This is a genomic window from Streptomyces sp. NPDC057099 (genome assembly GCF_042671245.1).
GTDB lineage: Bacteria > Actinomycetota > Actinomycetes > Streptomycetales > Streptomycetaceae > Streptomyces > Streptomyces purpurascens.
Window position 1 is genome coordinate 42,631 of sequence record NZ_JBHUTX010000013.1, and the last position, 18,387, is coordinate 61,017.

At 70.4% G+C, this 18,387-nt stretch carries 14 protein-coding genes; 12 read left to right on the forward strand and 2 right to left on the reverse strand.

What is annotated here, in order from left to right; translation table 11 throughout:
* Positions 1-289 precede the first annotated feature (289 nt).
* From ACFT4A_RS18920 to ACFT4A_RS18940, 5 genes are all read left to right on the forward strand, one after another.
* Entirely contained in the window at positions 290-667 is a 378-nt protein-coding gene (locus tag ACFT4A_RS18920; RefSeq protein WP_382831528.1) for a hypothetical protein, read from the forward strand.
* Positions 668-818: 151 nt separating this feature from the next.
* On the forward strand, positions 819-3,815 hold the full coding sequence (locus ACFT4A_RS18925; RefSeq protein WP_382831531.1) for an NACHT domain-containing protein: 2,997 nt from the start codon (positions 819-821) through the stop codon (positions 3,813-3,815).
* A 69-nt stretch (positions 3,816-3,884) separates the two neighbouring features.
* Entirely contained in the window at positions 3,885-5,282 is a 1,398-nt protein-coding gene (locus tag ACFT4A_RS18930) for a class II fumarate hydratase (protein ID WP_382831534.1), read from the forward strand.
* A gap of 83 nt (positions 5,283-5,365) precedes the next feature.
* Positions 5,366-6,058 (forward strand): DUF402 domain-containing protein, encoded by a 693-nt coding sequence (locus ACFT4A_RS18935; protein ID WP_382831537.1) that lies wholly within the window; start codon positions 5,366-5,368, stop codon positions 6,056-6,058.
* 322 nt (positions 6,059-6,380) lie between these two features.
* The gene (locus tag ACFT4A_RS18940; protein WP_382831540.1) at positions 6,381-8,525 is read left to right on the forward strand and encodes a SpoIIE family protein phosphatase; all 2,145 of its coding nucleotides are present in this window, start codon (positions 6,381-6,383) and stop codon (positions 8,523-8,525) included.
* Positions 8,526-8,604: 79 nt separating this feature from the next.
* On the opposite strand, the gene ACFT4A_RS18945 is transcribed toward ACFT4A_RS18940, so the two are convergent.
* Positions 8,605-10,890 carry a transglycosylase domain-containing protein gene (locus tag ACFT4A_RS18945; RefSeq protein WP_382831542.1) on the reverse strand — a complete coding sequence of 762 codons (2,286 nt, stop codon included), beginning with the start codon at positions 10,888-10,890 and terminating at the stop codon, positions 8,605-8,607.
* A gap of 261 nt (positions 10,891-11,151) precedes the next feature.
* On the opposite strand from ACFT4A_RS18945, the gene ACFT4A_RS18950 reads away from it, so the two are divergent.
* The 5 genes from ACFT4A_RS18950 (at position 11,152) to ACFT4A_RS18970 (ending at position 16,030) form a co-directional block, all read left to right on the forward strand.
* Positions 11,152-12,087, forward strand: coding sequence for an SPFH domain-containing protein (locus tag ACFT4A_RS18950; protein ID WP_382831545.1), 936 nt, complete (start codon positions 11,152-11,154; stop codon positions 12,085-12,087).
* Complete coding sequence (locus tag ACFT4A_RS18955; protein WP_382831547.1) at positions 12,084-12,344, forward strand: hypothetical protein; 261 nt, start codon at positions 12,084-12,086, stop codon at positions 12,342-12,344. The genes ACFT4A_RS18950 and ACFT4A_RS18955 overlap by 4 nt, the downstream gene beginning before the upstream one ends.
* 139 nt (positions 12,345-12,483) lie before the next feature.
* Entirely contained in the window at positions 12,484-13,008 is a 525-nt protein-coding gene (locus tag ACFT4A_RS18960; protein ID WP_382831549.1) for a PadR family transcriptional regulator, read from the forward strand.
* Positions 13,005-13,694 (forward strand): ABC transporter ATP-binding protein, encoded by a 690-nt coding sequence (locus ACFT4A_RS18965; protein WP_382831552.1) that lies wholly within the window; start codon positions 13,005-13,007, stop codon positions 13,692-13,694. Before ACFT4A_RS18960 ends, ACFT4A_RS18965 begins: the two co-directional genes overlap by 4 nt.
* Entirely contained in the window at positions 13,691-16,030 is a 2,340-nt protein-coding gene (locus ACFT4A_RS18970) for an ABC transporter permease (RefSeq protein WP_382831554.1), read from the forward strand. Before ACFT4A_RS18965 ends, ACFT4A_RS18970 begins: the two co-directional genes overlap by 4 nt.
* 144 nt (positions 16,031-16,174) lie before the next feature.
* Here ACFT4A_RS18970 and ACFT4A_RS18975 read toward each other — a convergent pair whose 3' ends face one another.
* Positions 16,175-17,125, reverse strand: coding sequence for a LysR substrate-binding domain-containing protein (locus tag ACFT4A_RS18975; protein WP_382831557.1), 951 nt, complete (start codon positions 17,123-17,125; stop codon positions 16,175-16,177).
* Between the two features lie 133 nt (positions 17,126-17,258).
* Here ACFT4A_RS18975 and ACFT4A_RS18980 point away from each other — a divergent pair, with 133 nt between their 5' ends.
* Entirely contained in the window at positions 17,259-17,813 is a 555-nt protein-coding gene (locus ACFT4A_RS18980) for a peroxiredoxin (protein ID WP_189722998.1), read from the forward strand.
* Positions 17,814-17,819: 6 nt separating this feature from the next.
* The gene (locus ACFT4A_RS18985; protein ID WP_215118847.1) at positions 17,820-18,353 is read left to right on the forward strand and encodes an alkyl hydroperoxide reductase; all 534 of its coding nucleotides are present in this window, start codon (positions 17,820-17,822) and stop codon (positions 18,351-18,353) included.
* Positions 18,354-18,387: the final 34 nt, after the last annotated feature.

Here is an 18,387-nt window from a genome sequence, read left to right on the forward strand (position 1 = left end):
GCGCGGGGCCGGGGCCGGGCGGCCTCTTTACATGAACTGGGGGGCGGGGGGCCGGGGGTTGTTTTGTTGTTGGGGGGGGTGTGGTGGCTACCCCCCACCCCCCCCCCCGTCCGCTTCACCCTGGAGCCGATACGCCCGGATGCACCCGATTCGATTGCCCTGGGCACCTGATGCCATCCGTCACATTCTTCCCACTGACAGCCGTCCTGTCCGATTTACTGACAACGGGTGTTTGTCGACCCTATTCTGACGGCAGATCATGTCGGGGGACGTATCAGGGGGAATGTCGGTGACCATCAATCAGCCTGGGTGGCAGTTCCACGGCAATGCCCGGATCTACACCATCGCGGGCGACCTGCATCTGACGGAAGCCAGCGGGCCGCAGGAGTTCACCGAGGTGCTCGGTGAACTCCGGTCGAGAATCCGGGAGCTGGAGGGCGTCCCGACCGAGGAACTCGCCCAGGTGGACACCGAGTTGGCCCAGGTGGTCGATGCCGCTGGAGACGGGGACGGCGACGCGGACGAGGACGGGGACGGGGACGTCGTAGCCGGGCGTCTCACCCGGATCGCCGACCGGCTGCGGGCGCTGGGTGGGTCGGCCAACGCGGTCGCCGAGGCGGGCAACTCCTTGGACCAGTTGGCGCAGTGGGCCGGTACTCACTTTTGATCCGCCCCGCGCCGAGACGTGGGGCTCACCTGCGAGACAGCCGGAGCCGGGGTTCGACCAGGCGGGCTGGAATGTCAAGAACGTCATCAACAACCTGATCAACGTCGACGGAGCACCACTCCGGTCCGCCGCCGACCTCGCGGCTTCGCCGGTGCCGCCCGCGCCGGCGAACGACCGCGCGTTCCGCAGAAATCTGGCCACGCTCCTGCTGCGCAAGCTGACATCGACAATGGACGAGATCCACTGGCTCGACCACAGGCTGATCGACCTGTCCGTCATCGTCGAGGACGTGGACCAGTACCAGAACACCGGCCGTCGGGGGCTCCGGCGCCGGTACGGCCGGCAGGCCACCCGGCCCCTCACCGAGGTCCTCGCCCGTCCGCAGTCGGATCTTGTCCTGCTCCAAGGCGCGCCGGGAGCGGGCAAGAGCGTGGCCTTGCGGCGGCAGGCCCGGCTCGCGCTGGAACAGATCGCCGCCGGGAAGACCCCGGACGCGCCGCTGCCGATCTACGTCAACCTGCGCGAGCTGCGGGCACGGCCCAACGAGATCAACGTGACGGTGCTGCGCCGGTACATCGAGCAGCAGACCGGCCCCAAGGGCAGCCCCGAGGTCACGGCGTACTTCGCCCACCACTTCGGCGAGGACCTCCGCGAGCGCCGGGTGATCCTGCTGCTGGACTCCTTCGACGAGATCCCGTCGGTCCTCGGCAGCGCGACCATCCAGGAGGCGGTCAACCCCTACGTGCAGACGGTCATCGAGCTCGTCGGCGGAGGCGGCCGCTGTGTGCTCGCATCCCGGGTGTACAAGGGCCCCTCCGCGGCCGGCTGGACCAGGCTGCAGATCCTCGGCCTGTCACCGCTCCTGCAGGAGACCTTCCTGCGCCGACTGGGTCTCGACCGGCAGGGCGTCGCACTCGTCCAGCCGCTGCTGACCGACCCCCGGCACGGCTTCGTGACGGAACTGCAGAATCCACTGAACGTCAAGCTGCTCGCCGCCTATGTACGGACCCGGAGAACGCTCCCGGATCGTCCTGGCGATCTGTTCAAGGAGCACGTCACCGAGCGGTTGGGCGCGGCGTGGGCGGAGGCCGACCCGGCGGGCGACGCCGACGGCGGTTCTGCGGCCGAGCTGCGGCTGACCGAGAGCTTCCTCGAGCGGTTCGCCTTTCAGCTGACGTCTACCAGCCGCGGTCTGTCGGTGACGGAGGGAAGGTACCGGGAGGCCATCGCCGAGCACGCGGGGGGCGACCCGGCCCTGGCCGAGGCGCTGACGGGCGCCTTGTCCAGGTCGAGGCTCCTGGCGTCCTCGGGTGAGGGGTACGGAAAGCGCCGGGTCTTCTTCTGCCATCGGCTCGTCAAGGAGTACTTCGCGAGCCGCTATGTCGCCGAGCATCCGTCCGCCCTGTCGGCCCAGGACCTCGCCGTCCACGGCCGCTGGCGCGAGACGGCCGTGACCGTGCTCCAGGACGGCCTGCCGGAGGTCGTCGCTCCGCTCCTCGCGGAACTCGCCGGGATCCTGGAGAGGGAGCTGGTCCGGTACCAGACGGCCCAGGCAGCCGCGGAACGTCCCCACGTGCCCGTGGTCACTGAGCTGAGCTGGTCGTCGTACGGATCCCTGGTGGGCGAGGAGAGATCGAAGGCGCCTCCGGCCCACACCCCGTTCGCGTGGTCGTCGGCCGGTGTGCACTGCCTGGAGCTGCTGACCACCGCGTATCAGGGCCGCGCGCGGTGGCCACACGAGCGGATCCAGCCGCTGGTGGAAGCCCTGGTGCACGCGGCGTGGTGCCACGGCAGCATCAGTGACCGCAAGTTCGCGATCGACTGCCTGCCGCTGCTGCCCGAGGAGGCGCGGGAGCAGTACATCGACCGGGCGTTCGCGGGCGGCAGCTACTGGATCCGTACGACCGCGCTGCGCGACTGCGTCACCCTGCCCGCACTCACCGACGCCATCCGGCTGTCGATCCGACGCCTGCTGATCACCATGCTGAGCGAGCGGTCGCTGGCGGCGGAGTCCCACGCCGTCGACGTCGACCTGCGGCGGCTGCAGACCGACGACGACCTCGTCAAGGTCCGCAGAGTCGTGAGCAGGGCCCCTGCCGGTGTCGCGCTCGTGTGCGTCCTGCATGCCCTGGTCGGTGTGTTCATCTACCCGAACGGCACCTGGTGGGTCGTACGGGACCAACTGCTGTGGTGGAACGCCGTCCCGTTCTTCTTCTTCTGGTGGTTCCAGTCCACCCAGCCCCTGTCCTACGGAACGGGCAAGAGCCGCGCCCGCGTCTTCCTGGAACGGGTCCTCAAACGCACGGTGGGCTGGCAGATGGACACCCTGGACACCATCGTGCTGCTGCGGACGCTGGTCCTGCTCGCCGGGCTGCAGGCGGCGCTGCAGTTCGGCTTCGGAATCGCCGACATGCTGCGCGGGGAACCGCTCAGGGGACTGATCCAGGCCACGGTGTACGCCTCGCTGAGCGTGTACGCGCTGCTGTGGGGGCCCAGCGTGCTCTACGCCGTGCGCTGCGGCCGGAGCGCACGGGCGCTGCGTACGCCGAGGCTGGTCCTGGCCGTACCCGACGCGATGCGCCTCGAGGGACATCCGGTGCACGGCCTGTCCGTGTGGCACTGGATCGGTTTCGTGGTGGGCAGTACCTGGCATCTGGCCAAGCTCATCGTCATCACGTCACCGTTGTGGGGCGGCTACCTGCTGCTGTACCACCTGGGGGGCCGCACCGGACGCCTCGTCGCCTGGGCGCTGGTCGGCCTGATCACGGCCTACTTCCCCCTGGTCGTGGTGGTGAATGTGGTGCGGGCGATACGGTCCACGCGCCGCGTCCAGGAGGCCGCGCGCCGGGGCTCCCGGGGCAGCCTCGCCTTCTTCGACAACATGTTCTCGCTCCGCGACGGCTACGAGGCGGCCGAGTACGTACGGCTGATCCGTGGCACGCCCGGTCTGGATCTGGGCACGGTGGAGCGGCAGACCGTCCGTATCTGCATCGCCCGCCTTCAGGGCCGTCCGGCCCCGGAGGGGAGCGACGCCGGCGTGCCGGACCTGCTGCGGGAGGACGCCCTGCGGGCGCTGGGGGCCTGGCGCGGGCATGGCGGGCTGATCGACGAGTTGGGCCGCCTGGACGAACAGCTCCGCGCGCGGTAGGCGGACGGGTACGAGCTTCGGGAACAGTACGCAGCCCGAGGGTGCTGTCCGAGGTGGAGGTGATCGGCTGTGGCCGACGAGGAACAGAAGTACCGGATCGAGCACGACTCCATGGGCGAGGTGCGCGTCCCCGCTCACGCCAAGTGGCGGGCCCAGACGCAGCGGGCCGTGGAGAACTTTCCCGTCTCCGGGCAGCGGATCGAGCGGGCGCACATCGAGGCGCTGGCGCGGATCAAGGGGGCGGCGGCCAAGGTCAATGCCGAGCTGGGGGTCCTGGACAAGGAGATCGCCGAGGCGATCCAGGCGGCCGCCGCCGAGGTGGCCGAGGGGAAGTGGGACGAGCACTTCCCGGTCGATGTGTTCCAGACCGGGTCCGGGACCTCGTCCAACATGAACACCAACGAGGTCCTCGCGACCCTGGCGAGCGAGCGGCTGGGCCGGAGCGTGCATCCCAATGATCACGTCAACGCCTCCCAGTCGTCGAACGACGTCTTCCCCTCGTCGATCCACATCGCCGCCGCCGCCGCCGTCATCCGCGACCTCGTCCCGGCCCTGGAGCACCTTTCGGCCGCCCTCGGGCGCAAGGCCGAGGAGTTCGCCGACGTCGTGAAGTCGGGGCGGACCCATCTGATGGACGCCACGCCCGTGACGCTGGGGCAGGAGTTCGGCGGGTACGCCGCCCAGGTGCGGTACGGCATCGAGCGGCTCGAGGCCTCCCTCCCCCGGCTCGCCGAACTGCCCCTCGGCGGCACGGCCGTCGGCACCGGCATCAACACCCCGCCCGGTTTCTCCGCCGCCGTGATCGAGGAGGTCGCCCGCACGACCGGGCTGCCCCTGACCGAGGCCCGGGACCACTTCGAGGCACAGGGCGCCCGGGACGGCATCGTCGAGACCAGCGGGCAGCTGCGGACCATCGCGGTCGGGCTGACGAAGATCGCCAACGATCTGCGGTGGATGTCCTCGGGCCCGCGCACCGGCCTCGCCGAGATCGCCCTGCCCGACCTCCAGCCCGGCTCCTCGATCATGCCGGGCAAGGTGAATCCGGTCATTCCCGAGGCCGTGCTGATGGTGGCGGCCCAGGTCGTCGGGAACGACGCGACCGTGGCCACGGCGGGCGCCGCCGGCAACTTCGAGCTCAACGTCATGCTGCCGGTCATCGCGAAGAACGTGCTGGAGTCGATCCGGCTGCTCGCCAACGTCTCGCGGCTGCTCGCCGACCGGACCGTCGACGGCGTCACCGCCGACCGCGAGCGGGCGCGGGAGTACGCCGAGTCCTCCCCCTCCGTCGTCACCCCGCTCAACAAGTACATCGGGTACGAGGAGGCCGCGAAGGTCGCCAAGAAGGCGCTGGCCGAGCGGAAGACCATCCGTCAGGTCGTCCTGGACGGCGGGTACGTGGAGCGCGGCGACCTGACCCGGGAGCAGCTCGACGAGGCGCTGGATGTCCTGCGGATGACGCACCCGTGACGATGCGTGGAGCGAGTACGCCCGGCGCGTGAACCATGACACGCGCCGCAGCGTCGTATGCCTATGGCACCTAATATCTGTGCATGGCAGAGGGTGGAGCGGTGAGACGCGTGGAAACGGGTGGTGCGGCAGGCTTCTGGGCGCCCGGGAGCCGGATCCTGTGGCGGTACCGGGACAACGGCGGCGCGCATCTGCACATCGTGCGTCCCGTCACCGTCGTACGGGACGACGCGGATCTGCTCGCCGTGTGGCTGGCGCCAGGCACCGAGTGTGTGAAGCCCGTGCTCGCCGACGGCACGCCCGTGCACCTGGAGCCGCTGGAGTCGCGCTACACCAAGCCGCGCACCGTGCAGCGGGACCGGTGGTTCGGTACGGGTGTCCTGAAGCTGGCCCGGCCCGGCGAGCCCTGGTCGGTGTGGCTGTTCTGGGATCCGGGCTGGCAGTTCAAGAACTGGTACGTGAACCTGGAGGAGCCGCTGGCCCGTTGGGCGGGCGGCGTCGACTCCGTGGACCACTTCCTGGACATTTCCGTCCATCCGGACCGCAGTTGGCACTGGCGGGACGAGGACGAGTTCGCCCAGGCCCGGCGGGACGGGTTGATGGACGACCAACAGGCGGAAAAGGTACGAGCGGCGGGGCAGGCCGCGGTGGAGGTGATCCGCGCGTGGGGGCCGCCGTTCTCGGAAGGCTGGCAGCAATGGCGCCCGGATCCGTCCTGGGCGGTACCGTCACTGCCGGAGGACTGGGATCGTACGCCCGCGCATGTGTCCTCATGAGACCCTTGATGCGCCCCCGGGCAAGAAACGTAGGATCGTCCTCCGCAAGGGCGCGCGGCGGCAACTACCGGAGCACGCGCTGGGCTTGACCGATCGTCACCGAGGGGCGGCAGGACGTGAGCGAGGGGTACGAGGGCAACACCGGCAGGGCCTGCTCCACGGGCCCTGGGGGCCATCAGCGGGCCCCTGAGGGCCGCAGACGGTCCGCCGGTGGCACAGAAACAACCTCTGACCACGCGGGGATTCCGTTCCTGGGGCACGTATTCCGGGTATCGGAGTTTCGGCGGGACCACCTGCACCTCTGGCGTGCAGCCCCGGACGGATGGATTCGACACGCGTGACGGAGCAGCCGACCTCCTTCGAACGCCCGCAGACGGGCATCGACCCCGCGGATCCCCGCGGGGCGCTCGCGCATACCTCGACACCGGCGCGCACGCCCGGCTCGGGCGCCTTACCGGTACAGGGCCGCTCAGGCGGCGACGTCACCGTTCCGGTCACGACGGCGCACACCACGCCGGGCACCTCGGAGCCGGCCACCTCCACGCCGTTCGGCAAGGGCAAGGACACCGTGAGCGACCCCGCCTCCGAGCACTCCCAGCCGGGTGCCGAGCAGACAGCCGAGCGCGAGACCCCGCGGCCGCGCCCCTCCCCGGAGGGCATTCCGGTCCAGCCGGCCGACGAGCCGGACCGGCCGGCGCCGAGCCCCGAGGGGCCCGAGCGCCGCAGCGGCCAGAGCCTGCCGCCGGGCAAGCCCACGCCGATGCGGCGGGACGGCGACCGGCTCCGGTTCGTCGGCGCCGCCACCCGGCGGATCGCCCGCGGCATCGACCTCGACGAGATCGTGATGGGGCTGTGCCGGGCCACCGTGCCCACCTTCTCCGACGCGATCCTGGTCTATCTGCGCGACCCGCTGCCCGTGGGCGACGAGCGCCCCACCGGCCCGCTGGTGCTGCGGCTGCGCCGCACCGACCGGATACCGGCGGAGCGCGACACCGAGAACGGCTTCCAGCCGGCCGCGCAGCCCGAACCGGACGAGCTGGACGCGGTCGGCGCCGAGCTGTGCGAGGTGCGGCCCGGCAGCGCGCTCGCCGAGGTGCTGCGGGGCGTGCGCCCGGTTTTCACCGACGCTCCCGCGGCCCGTGCCGCGCTGCCCGAGCTGCTCGGCGAGGGCGGCGAATTCGCCGTACCGGACGGACAGCGGGCGATCCTCGCCCCGCTGCGCGGCCGGCGCCGGGTCATCGGCGCCGCCCTGTTCCTGCGCCGCCCGGAACGCGTCGCCTTCGAGCCGGACGACCTGCTGGTGGCCGCCCAGCTGGCCACGCACAGCGCGCTGGGCATCGACAAGGCCGTGCTGTACGGGCGCGAGGCGTACATCGCGGACGAGCTGCAGCGCACCATGCTGCCCGAGACGCTGCCCCGCCCCACCGGTGTGCGGCTCGCCTCCCGCTATCTGCCGGCGGCGGAGACCGCCCGGGTCGGCGGCGACTGGTACGACGCGATCCCGCTGCCCGGCAGCCGGGTCGCCCTGGTCGTCGGTGACGTCATGGGCCATTCCATGACCTCGGCCGCCATCATGGGCCAGCTGCGCACCACCGCCCAGACCCTCGCGGGCCTCGACCTGCCGCCGCAGGAGGTGCTGCACCACCTCGACGAACAGGCCCAGCGCCTCGGCGTGGACCGCATGGCGACCTGCCTGTACGCCGTCTACGACCCGGTATCGCACCGCATCACCATCGCCAACGCCGGTCACCCGCCGCCCGTCCTGCTCCACCTGGGCGGCCGGGCCGAGGTGCTGCGCGTGCCGGCCGGTGCCCCCATCGGGGTCGGCGGTGTCGACTTCGAGGCGGTGGAGCTGGACGCGCCCGCCGGCGCGACCCTGCTGCTGTACACCGACGGCCTGGTCGAGTCGCGCCTCCGGGACGTCTGGACCGGCATCGAGCAGCTGCGCGAGAAGCTCGCCGCGACCGCGCAGCTCACCGGCCCCGACCATCCGCCGCCGCTCGAGGCGCTCTGCGACGAGGTGCTCGACATGCTCGGCCCGGGCGACCGGGACGACGACATCGCGCTGCTCGCCGCCCGCTTCGACGGGATCGCGCCCAGCGATGTGGCGTACTGGTTCCTGGAGCCGGAGGACGCCGCCCCCGGCCGGGCCCGCCGGCTGGCCCGGCGCGCCCTGCAGCGCTGGGGCCTCGAAGAACTCAGCGACTCCGTCGAGCTGCTGGTCAGCGAGGTCGTCACCAACGCCGTGCGGTACGCGACCCGGCCGGTCACCGTACGCCTGCTGCGCACCGATGTCCTGCGCTGCGAAGTGGGGGACGACGTCCCCCAGTTGCCCCGCCTGCGCCAGGCCCGCGCCACCGACGAGGGCGGACGCGGTCTGTACCTGGTGAACCGGCTGGCCCGGCGGTGGGGTGCGACACGGCTCAGCACGGGCAAGGTCGTCTGGTTCGAGCTCAACCGCACCTGAGCACCTGACACACGGAGCACGGAACAGGGAACACGGCGAAGGGGCGCCCGGCACGATGCCGGGCGCCCCTTCGCTTCTCCTACTCCTCGTCGCCCGGCTTGACCGGGTCGAACGGGTCGCCGTCGGTCGGCGGGGTCGTTCCCGGGGTCGTCGGCGGGGTGAAGGTCGGCGGTGAGGTCGACGGGGTCGGCGGAGGCGAAGTGCTCGGCTCCTCCGTCGTCGGCGGCGGGGACGACGACGGTTCCTCGGTCGTCGGCTCCTCGGTGGGCTCTTCGGTCTCCGACTGCGTGGGCGTCGGCGTCCAGGTCGGCTGGACGGCCGCGCCCTGCTGGGTGTCCAGGTTGAACTTGGTGACGTCGCCCATGACGCCGAAGGTGTACGCCGCCCAGATCCGTGCCGGGAAGGCACCGCCGTCGATGCGGGGCTCGCCGGCCGCCTTGTACATCGCGACCTGCGCGTGGGTCTTGGCGTCCTCGCCGAACAGGCCCACCGAGGTGACCAGGTTCGGCGTGTAGCCGGTGAACCAGGCCGACTTGTTGTTGTCGGACGTACCCGTCTTACCCGCCACCTGCTGGCCGTCGCGGGCCGGATTGTTGCGTACGGACCCCTGCGCGGTGCCGTCGTCGACCACGCCGGTCAGCACGGAGGTCACCGAGTCGGCCGCCTCGGAGCTGATGACCTGCTCGCCGATCGGGTCGGGCATGGTGACCTTCTGGTTCAGGTGCTCCGCCGACTTCACGAGGGACGGGGTGACCTTCTTGCCGTGGTTGTCGAGGGTCGCGTAGACCCCGGCCATCTGCAGGGGGCTCGCGCCCATGCTGCCCAGGGTCTGCGCGGGCACGGCCTCCATGTTCTCGGTGTCCATGCCGAGCTTGCCGGCGACGTCGACCACCTTGGACATGCCGACGTCGACGCCCATCTGCGCGAAGACGGAGTTGACGGACTTGTTCATCGCCGTCTGGACGCTGATGGGCCCGTAGTTCCGGTCGTCCTCGTTCTCGGGGGCGAAGCCGACCTTGCTGCCGTTCTCCACGACCGGGCGCTTGCTCGTGCCGTCGTAGACCGTGTTCGCGGCGATCGGGTCGCCGTCCTGCGTCTTCGCCTGCTCCTCCAGGGCCGCGGCCAGGATGACCGGCTTGAAGGTGGAGGCGGGCTGGTAGTCGGCGCGGGTGGCGTTGTTCATGTAGTGCTTGAAGTAGTCCGTGCCGCCGTACATCGCGACCACGGCGCCCGTCTTGGGGTTCACGGACGCGGCACCGGCCTGGACGGCCGCGTCGACCTCGCGCTTGTCGGGGTCGAGCTTGCTGATCAGCTGCTGCCGGACGGACTTCTCCAGCGCGGCCTGCTTCTTCTTGTCGATGTTCAGCGTGAGGGTCCAGCCGCCGGCGTTGACCAGCGCCTCGGCTTCCTTGCGGCTGCTCGCGATGCCCTCGGCGACGAGCTGCTTCTCCAGGGTCGCGTTGGCCGAGTTGACCAGATAGCCCTTCTGGCCCTCCATGCCGGGGGCGGGCTTGGGCTCCTTGGGCACCGGGAACTTCATGCCGTCACGCTCGGACTGGCTCAGCCAGCCTTCCTCGACCATGTTCTTCAGGACGTAGTTCCAGCGGGCCTTGGCCATTTTCTTACCGCCCTCGGAGGCGACCGCCCAGTCGTACTGGCTCGGTGCCTGGAGCAGCGCGGCGAGGTAGGCGCCCTGCGCGACCGTGAGGTCCTCGGCGTCCTTGTGGTAGTAGGCCTGGGCGGCGGCCTGGATGCCGTAGGCGTTGCGGCCGTAGTAACTGGTGTTGATGTAGCCGGCCAGGATGTAGTCCTTGGACTTCTCCCGGTCCAGCTTCAGCGAGATGACCAGTTCCTTCAGCTTGCGCGAGACGGTCTGTTCCTGCGTCAGGTAGTAGTTCTTGACGTACTGCTGGGTGATCGTCGAACCGCCCTGCGCGCCGCGGCCGGAGAGCGTGTTGACCACGCCGCGTGCGGTGCCCTTGAGGTCGACGCCGGCGTCCTTGTAGAAGGTCTTGTTCTCGGCCGCGACGAAGGTCTGCCGGACCTCCTTGGGCACCCTGGACAGGTCGACGACCTCGCGGTTGACCTTGCCGTCGCGGGCCATGATCGAGCCGTCGCTGTACTTGTAGATGTTGCTCTGGCGCTTGGCGTCGGCGTTCCCCTCGGGGATGTCGATCACCATGTACAGCACGATGAAGGCCCCCATGCCGAGCAGGCACAGGCCGAAGAAGGTGCCGAGGATCTTCTTCCAGGTGAAGAGCCTGCGTATGCCGCCCTTCCCGGCCGCGGCCGACGAACGGTGGCTCTTGGGTGCCGCCCGGCGCCCACCGCGCTGTCGGGCGCGTCTCTCTTCCGCTCGTCCCATGAGTCCGATCCGCTCCGCTTCGTTCATGTGTGCTCACGCGTCACACAGGTTCGCCGCTCAGGTCAGCTCAGAAAGCTAACACCGGGAGATAAGAGATAGGGCTGCCGATCCGGCCCTTTGCGGACGTGACAATCAGCACCCATCCCAACGGAACCGACGTTCAAGACACCCGAAGGGTTGCCAGAACGCGATAAAGTGATATCACTTAGATAGACGGACGCTATGCAGGATGGCTCCGCGGAGAGAACGGGGGATCCACCCATGTCCACACACGACGCGCAGGTCACCGCCGATGTACCCGAGATGCCGGCCCCACGCGTACGGGAGTTCACCGCCCACAGCATCGGCGGCGGACTCGCCCTGCTCCTCGGCCTGCTCGGACTGCTGGCCGGTGCCGGGCTGATCGCGGCCGCCACGGCGGTGGACGGGAGCGGCGCGAAGGCCGGCCTGATCATCGGCGGCATCCTGGTCGCGCTCGCGGCGTTCCTGGCCATGTGCGGGCTGAACATGGTGGCGCCCGGCGAGGCCCGTGTCGTCCAGCTCTTCGGCCGCTACCGGGGGACGATCCGGGAGGACGGCCTGCGCTGGGTGAACCCGCTCACCTCCCGCACCAAGATCTCGACGCGGGTCCGCAACCACGAGACCGCCGTCCTGAAGGTCAACGACGCCTACGGCAACCCGATCGAGCTCGCCGCGGTCGTGGTGTGGCGGGTCGAGGACACCGCCCAGGCCACCTTCGAGGTGGACGACTACATCGAGTTCGTCTCCACCCAGACCGAGGCGGCCGTGCGGCACATCGCCATCGAGTACCCCTACGACGCGCACGACGAGAACGGCCTCTCGCTGCGCGGCAACGCCGAGGAGATCACCGAGAAGCTCGCCGTCGAACTGCACGCGCGCGTGGAGGCCGCCGGAGTGCAGATCATCGAGTCGCGCTTCACGCACCTCGCGTACGCCCCCGAGATCGCCTCGGCGATGCTCCAGCGGCAGCAGGCCGGCGCGGTCGTCGCGGCCCGGCGGCAGATCGTGGACGGGGCGGTGGGCATGGTCGAGGCCGCGATCGCCCGGATCACCGAGCGGGACATCGTGGAGCTGGACTCCGAGCGGAAGGCGGCGATGGTCTCCAACCTCATGGTGGTGCTGTGCGGGGACCGCGCCGCGCAGCCGGTCCTCAACACCGGGTCCCTCTACCAGTGACCGTGCCGCCCGAGGGTCCGGGCCCTCAGCGCCGGCCGCAGCAGCAGCGCAAGCAGGTGCTGCTGCGGCTGGACCCGGCGGTGTACGAGGCGCTGGCGCGCTGGGCCGGGGACGAGCTGCGGTCGGCGAACGCCCAGATCGAGTTCCTGCTGCGGAAGGCGCTCGCCGACGCGGGGCGCCTGCCACGGGAGACCCGGCCCATCCCCCGGCGCGGGCGGCCGCCCGGGGGCTCCAGCCCTGAACCCCCGTCGACCTGAACGGCCTCCCGATCGCCGGTCGGGCCGGGAGTTGCAGAACTGTGACAACCCGGCCCGACCTGCGCACCCGTACCACCGGCCACCCTCTGCACACCCGGCGTATACATGCGACGTATACACGGTGTGTAGAGTCCTCGGCATGTCCATCGGTCACACTCTCCTGGGACTCCTGGAGTCCGGCCCGCGCCACGGTTACGACCTGAAGCGGGCCTTCGACGAGAAGTTCGGTCACGACCGGCCGCTGCACTACGGCCAGGTCTACTCGACGATGTCCCGGCTGCTGAAGAACGGCCTCGTCGAGGTCGACGGCATCGAGGCGGGCGACGGGCCCGAGCGCAAGCGGTACGCGATCACCGAGGCCGGCATCACCGACGTCGAGCGCTGGCTCGCCACGCCGGAGAAGCCGGAGCCGTACCTCCAGTCGACCCTCTACACCAAGGTCGTCCTCGCGCTGCTCACCCACCGAGACGCCGCCGACATCCTCGACACCCAGCGCTCCGAGCACCTGCGCAGCATGCGGATCCTCACCGACCGCAAGCGCAAGGGCGACCTGGCCGACCAGCTCATCTGCGACCACGCCCTGTTCCACCTGGAGGCCGACCTGCGCTGGCTGGAACTGACCGCCGCGCGTCTGGACAAGCTCCGTGAGGCGGTGGCCCGATGACCCATCCCGCCGGCTCACTGCTCACCGCGCAGGACCTGCGCAAGGCGTACGGCCCGACCACCGCCCTCGACGGCGCCGAGTTCTCCATCCACCCGGGCGAGGTCGTCGCCGTGATGGGGCCGTCCGGCTCAGGCAAGTCGACCCTGCTGCACTGCCTCGCCGGGATCGTCATGCCCGACTCGGGCACGATCACCTACAACGGGCGCGAGGTGACCTCGATGAGCGACGCCGAGCGCAGTGCGCTCCGGCGCTCCGAGTTCGGGTTCGTCTTCCAGTTCGGCCAGCTCGTGCCGGAACTCACCTGTGTGGAGAACGTCGCGCTCCCGCTGCGTCTGAACGGGTCGTCCCGCAAGGAGGCCGAGCGGACCGCGCTGGCGTGGATGGAGCGTCTCGAGGTCGACGAGCTGCGCAAGAAGCGGCCCGGCGAGGTGTCCGGCGGTCAGGGGCAGCGCGTCGCCGTCGCCCGCTCGCTGGTGACGAATCCGCGCGTGATCTTCGCCGACGAGCCGACCGGCGCACTCGACTCGCTCAACGGCGAGCGCGTGATGGAACTGCTCACCGAAGCCGCCCGGTCCACCAACGCGGCCGTGGTGCTCGTCACGCACGAGGCCCGGGTCGCCGCCTACTCCGACCGCGAGATCGTCGTACGGGACGGGAAGTCCCGGGACATGGAGCGCGTCGTATGAGCGCACGGCAGTGGGGCCGCGACCTGGCGATGGGCACCCGGTACGCCTTCGCCGGCGGACGCGAGGGCTGGACCCGGGCGCTGCTCACGGCCGTCGGCGTCGGGCTCGGCGTGGCGCTGCTGCTGCTCACCACCGCCATCCCGAACGCGCTGGCGGAGCGGGACCGGCGCGAGGAGGCGCGCAGCGACCACACCTTCAGCCAGCAGAAGATACCGAAGGCCGACAACACCCTGGTCGTCGTGGACGCGGACACCACCTTCCGCGACCTGGACGTCCGCGGGCGGCTGCTGGAGCCGGAGGGTCCGAAGGCCCCGCTGCCGCCGGGCGTTTCGGAGTTCCCCGCGCCGGGCGAGATGGTCGTCTCCCCCGCGCTGAAGGAGCTGCTCACATCCGGCGAGGGGAAGCTGCTGCGGGAACGGCTGGACTACCGGATCACGGGTACCGTCGGCGAGCAGGGGCTCGTCGGCTCCCAGGAACTCGCCTACTTCGCGGGCGGCAAGGGGCTCGAGAAGCAGCTGGAGGGTGTCGCCAGCGGGGCCCGGATCGACAGCTTCGGCAACGACGATCTGGGGTCGTCCGATCCCTGGGACCCGGTGCTGCTCCTGCTGGTCCTGGTCGTCTTCGTGGTGCTGCTGATGCCGGTCGCCGTGTTCATCGCCGCGGCCGTACGGTTCGGCGGCGAGCGGCGCGACCGCAGGCTCGCGGCACTGCGGCTGGTCGGCTCCGACAGCCGGATGACGCGGCGGATCGCCGCCGGCGAGGCGCTGGCAGGATCCGTGCTGGGACTCGTCCTCGGCACCGGGTTCTTCCTGCTCGGACGCGAACTGGCAGCATCTGCCGAGGTGTTCCGCGTCAGCGTGTTCCCGAGCTATCTGAACCCCTCTCCCGTGCTGGCCGTCCTGGTCGCGCTGGCGGTGCCGACGGCGGCGGTCCTGGTGACGATCCTCGCCCTGCGCGGGGTGGTCATCGAGCCGCTCGGCGTGGTGCGCACGGCCAAGCCGGCGCGGCGCCGCCTGTGGTGGCGGCTGCTGCTGCCGCTGGGCGGCCTCGCGCTGCTCTACCCGATGGTCGGGCAGGGCGACGACGGCGAGAACTTCAACCAGTACCTCGTCGTCGGCGGCGTGATGCTCCTGCTGGTCGGCGTCACGGCGCTGCTCCCCTGGGTGGTGGAGACGGTCGTGGCGCGGCTCGGCTCCGGCGGGGTCGCCTGGCAACTGGCCGTGCGCAGGCTTCAGCTGAGCAGCGGCACGGCGGCACGGATGGTCAACGGCATCGCGGTGGCGGTGGCCGGGGCGATCGCCCTTCAGATGCTGTTCGCCGGAGTGGAGGGCCAGTACACCAGGGCATCCCAGTACGACGTCTCCCGGGCCCAGATGAGCGTGGACGTGCCGGAGGGCGCCGTCACCTCGGCCATCGCCGGGAAGTACCGCGACACCGAGGGCGTGCGCAAGGTCACCACACTGTCCGATGTCTATCTCGGCGACCGGCGCGGCGAGGCGGAGTCCATCGCCCAAGTCACCGTGGCCGACTGCGCGTCGCTGCGCGAGGTGGCCACACTCCCTTCCTGCCGCGACGGTGACGTCTTCGCCGTCAAGGGCTCGGAGTACGACAGCGGCAGCGACCACCTGTCCAAGCCCGGCACGACGTTGTGGGCCGACCCTGGCGACACCCGCCGCTCCGGCGACGGCTGGGTCTCCTGGACCGTGCCGAAGGACATCAGGCAGGCCCAGTCCCGCGAAGACCCCACCGGGTTCGAGCGCGGCGGCATCCTGATCACGCCCGGCGCGCTGCCCGAGAAGCTCGGGGCGGCCACCTCCGCGCAGCTCTTCCTGAGCCTGGACCCCTCGGTGCCGGACGCGTACGACTACGTGCGCAACACGGCCGCGCGACTGGGCCCGGCGGTCGAACCGATGACGTGGAACAGCATCGAGAGCAACGAGCGCTACGCCACCATCCGCACCGGCCTGTCCGTCGGCGCCGCGTGTGTGCTGGCGCTGATCGGGGCGAGTCTGCTGGTCTCGCAGCTGGAGCAGTTGCGCGAACGCCGCAAGCTGCTGTCGTCGCTGATCGCCTTCGGCACCCGGCGCCGCACCCTCAGCCTGTCGGTGCTGTGGCAGACGGCGATCCCGATCGGTCTCGGCCTGCTGCTCGCCGCGACGGTGGGCATGGCCCTGGGCGCGGTCCTGCTGCGGATGACGGACACCTCCATCCGCGTGGACTGGCCGAGCGTGCTGTCGATGACCGGCATCGGCGCCGGGGTCGTCCTGGTGGTGACCCTGCTGAGCCTGCCTCCGCTGTGGAGGCTGATGCGGCCGGACGGTCTGCGGACCGAGTAGATCTGTCGTACGGCCGCTGCCGGGCGGGCCTGGTAGGACTCCCTGCGGGCCCCTGCCCGGCGGACCGGGCAAGGGAGTCCCCCTACGGGCCGCCATCTGGCGGGATCAAGGTGGCGCCCCACGGGCCGCTGCCCGTACGGATCGTCAGGCGTCCTCGCCGACGACCCGTACGGACAGCGGCCGCAGTGCCTGGCGCAGGGCCGCCGCCAGTTCCTCGTACTCGGCGCCGCGCGCCGCCCCCGTCCGCATCGCCAGGGCGATCCGGCGGGTGGGGGCCGGGTCGGCGAAGTACCCGGTGAGGAGCTGGTTGCTGCGGGAGGTCTCGACCGTGAGGGCGGTGCGCGGCAGCAGTGTGACACCGAGCCCGCCGGCGACGAGCTGCACCAGCGTGGACAGCCCGGCGGCGGTCGTCGTGACCGGCACATCGTCGCGGCCGGCCTCCCGGCAGATGTCGAGGGCCTGGTCGCGCAGGCAGTGCCCCTCGTCCAGCAGCAGCAGGTTCAGCTCGCGCAGCGCCTCCCGCGGAATGCCCTCACGCCCGCCGAGCCGGTGGTCGAGCGGGGTGACGAGCACGAAGTCCTCGTCGAAGAGAGGGAGTTCGCTCACGCCCGGGACGCCGAGCGGCACCGCGAGCAGCAGCAGGTCGAGGCGCCCGCTGGTGAGACCGTCGAGCAGGCTGGTGGTCTGCTCCTCGTGCACCTGGAGGTCGAGGTGCGGATACCGTTCGTGGACGAGCCTGAGGACCGTCGGCAGCAGATAGGGCGCCACCGTCGGAATCACCCCGAGCCGCAGCACCCCGGTGAACGGGGCCCGAGCCGCCTCGGCCTCCTCCATGAGGGCACCCACTTCACCCAGCACCGCCTTGGCCCGTACGGCGATCCGCTCGCCCTCGGGTGAGAGCAGCACCTTGCGCGTCGTACGCTCCAGGAGCGTCACTCCGAGTGTCTCCTCCAGCGCGGAGACGGCACCCGAGAGGGCGGGCTGGCTCATGCCGATCGCCCCGGCGGCGTCCCGGAAGTGCAGATGCTCGGCCACGGCCGCGAAGGCACGCAGCTGGGCAAGGCTGGGCTGCCTGCGCTTATTACCCACAGTCACTAATAACTACCTCCGATCAACCCGACCGAGTGTAGCTATTTCCGTAATCAATCGAGGCTGTGCCAACATCAACACAGTCCAACCCATGGGAAACACCCGCAATCCGGGTGTTTCTTCGCTGCAAGGAGAGTGTGTGCTCACCGTCGGTGACAAGTTCCCCGAGTTCGACCTGACCGCCTGTGTCTCGCTGGAGAAGGGCGCGGAGTTCGAGCAGATCAACCACAAGACCTACGAGGGTCAGTGGAAGGTCGTCTTCGCCTGGCCCAAGGACTTCACCTTCGTGTGCCCGACCGAGATCGCCGCCTTCGGCAAGCTGAACGAGGAGTTCGCCGACCGCGACGCGCAGGTCCTCGGCTTCTCCGGCGACTCCGAGTTCGTCCACCACGCCTGGCGCAAGGACCACGACGACCTGCGTGACCTGCCCTTCCCGATGATGGCCGACTCCAAGCACGAGCTCATGCGGGACCTCGGCATCGAGGGCGAGGACGGCTTCGCCAAGCGCGCGGTGTTCATCGTGGACCAGAACAACGAGATCCAGTTCTCGATGGTGACCGCGGGTTCGGTCGGCCGTAACCCCAAGGAGGTCCTGCGGGTCCTCGACGCCCTGCAGACCGACGAGCTCTGCCCCTGCAACTGGAGCAAGGGCGACGAGACGCTCGACCCCGTCGCGCTGCTGTCCGGGGAGTGATCTGAGATGTCCCTCGACAACCTGAAGTCCGCGATACCGGACTACGCCAAGGACCTGAAGCTCAACCTGGGCTCGGTCATCGGCAACTCCGACCTGCCGGCCCAGCAGCTGTGGGGCACGGTGCTGGCCACGGCCATCGCCTCGCGCTCCCCGATCGTGCTGCGCGAGCTGGAGCCGGAGGCGAAGGCCAACCTGTCGCCGGAGGCCTACACGGCGGCGAAGGCCGCTGCCGCGGTGATGGCGATGAACAACGTCTTCTACCGCACGCGCCACCTGCTCTCGGACCACGAGTACGGCACCCTGCGCGCGGGCCTGCGGATGAACGTCATCGGCAACCCGGGCGTCGACAAGGTCGACTTCGAGCTCTGGTCCTTCGCGGTCTCCGCCATCAACGGCTGCGGCATGTGCCTCGACTCCCACGAGCAGGTCCTGCGCAAGGCCGGCATCGACCGCGACGTCATCCAGGAGTCCTTCAAGATCGCGTCCGTGATCCAGGCGGTCGGCGTGACGCTGGACGCCGAGGCGGTCCTGGCGGAGTAGGCAACTCCCGGCCGCGGGCGATGAACCGCGGGCG

Coding starts and splice junctions, on each gene's coding strand:
- ACFT4A_RS18940 (WP_382831540.1), top strand. CDS start 6,381: ATGGATTCGACACGCGTGACGGAGCAGCCGACCTCCTTCGAACGCCCG.
- ACFT4A_RS18960 (WP_382831549.1), top strand. CDS start 12,484: ATGTCCATCGGTCACACTCTCCTGGGACTCCTGGAGTCCGGCCCGCGC.
- ACFT4A_RS18985 (WP_215118847.1), top strand. CDS start 17,820: ATGTCCCTCGACAACCTGAAGTCCGCGATACCGGACTACGCCAAGGAC.
- ACFT4A_RS18950 (WP_382831545.1), top strand. CDS start 11,152: ATGTCCACACACGACGCGCAGGTCACCGCCGATGTACCCGAGATGCCG.
- ACFT4A_RS18965 (WP_382831552.1), top strand. CDS start 13,005: ATGACCCATCCCGCCGGCTCACTGCTCACCGCGCAGGACCTGCGCAAG.
- ACFT4A_RS18970 (WP_382831554.1), top strand. CDS start 13,691: ATGAGCGCACGGCAGTGGGGCCGCGACCTGGCGATGGGCACCCGGTAC.
- ACFT4A_RS18935 (WP_382831537.1), top strand. CDS start 5,366: ATGGCAGAGGGTGGAGCGGTGAGACGCGTGGAAACGGGTGGTGCGGCA.
- ACFT4A_RS18945 (WP_382831542.1), bottom strand. CDS start 10,890: ATGGGACGAGCGGAAGAGAGACGCGCCCGACAGCGCGGTGGGCGCCGG.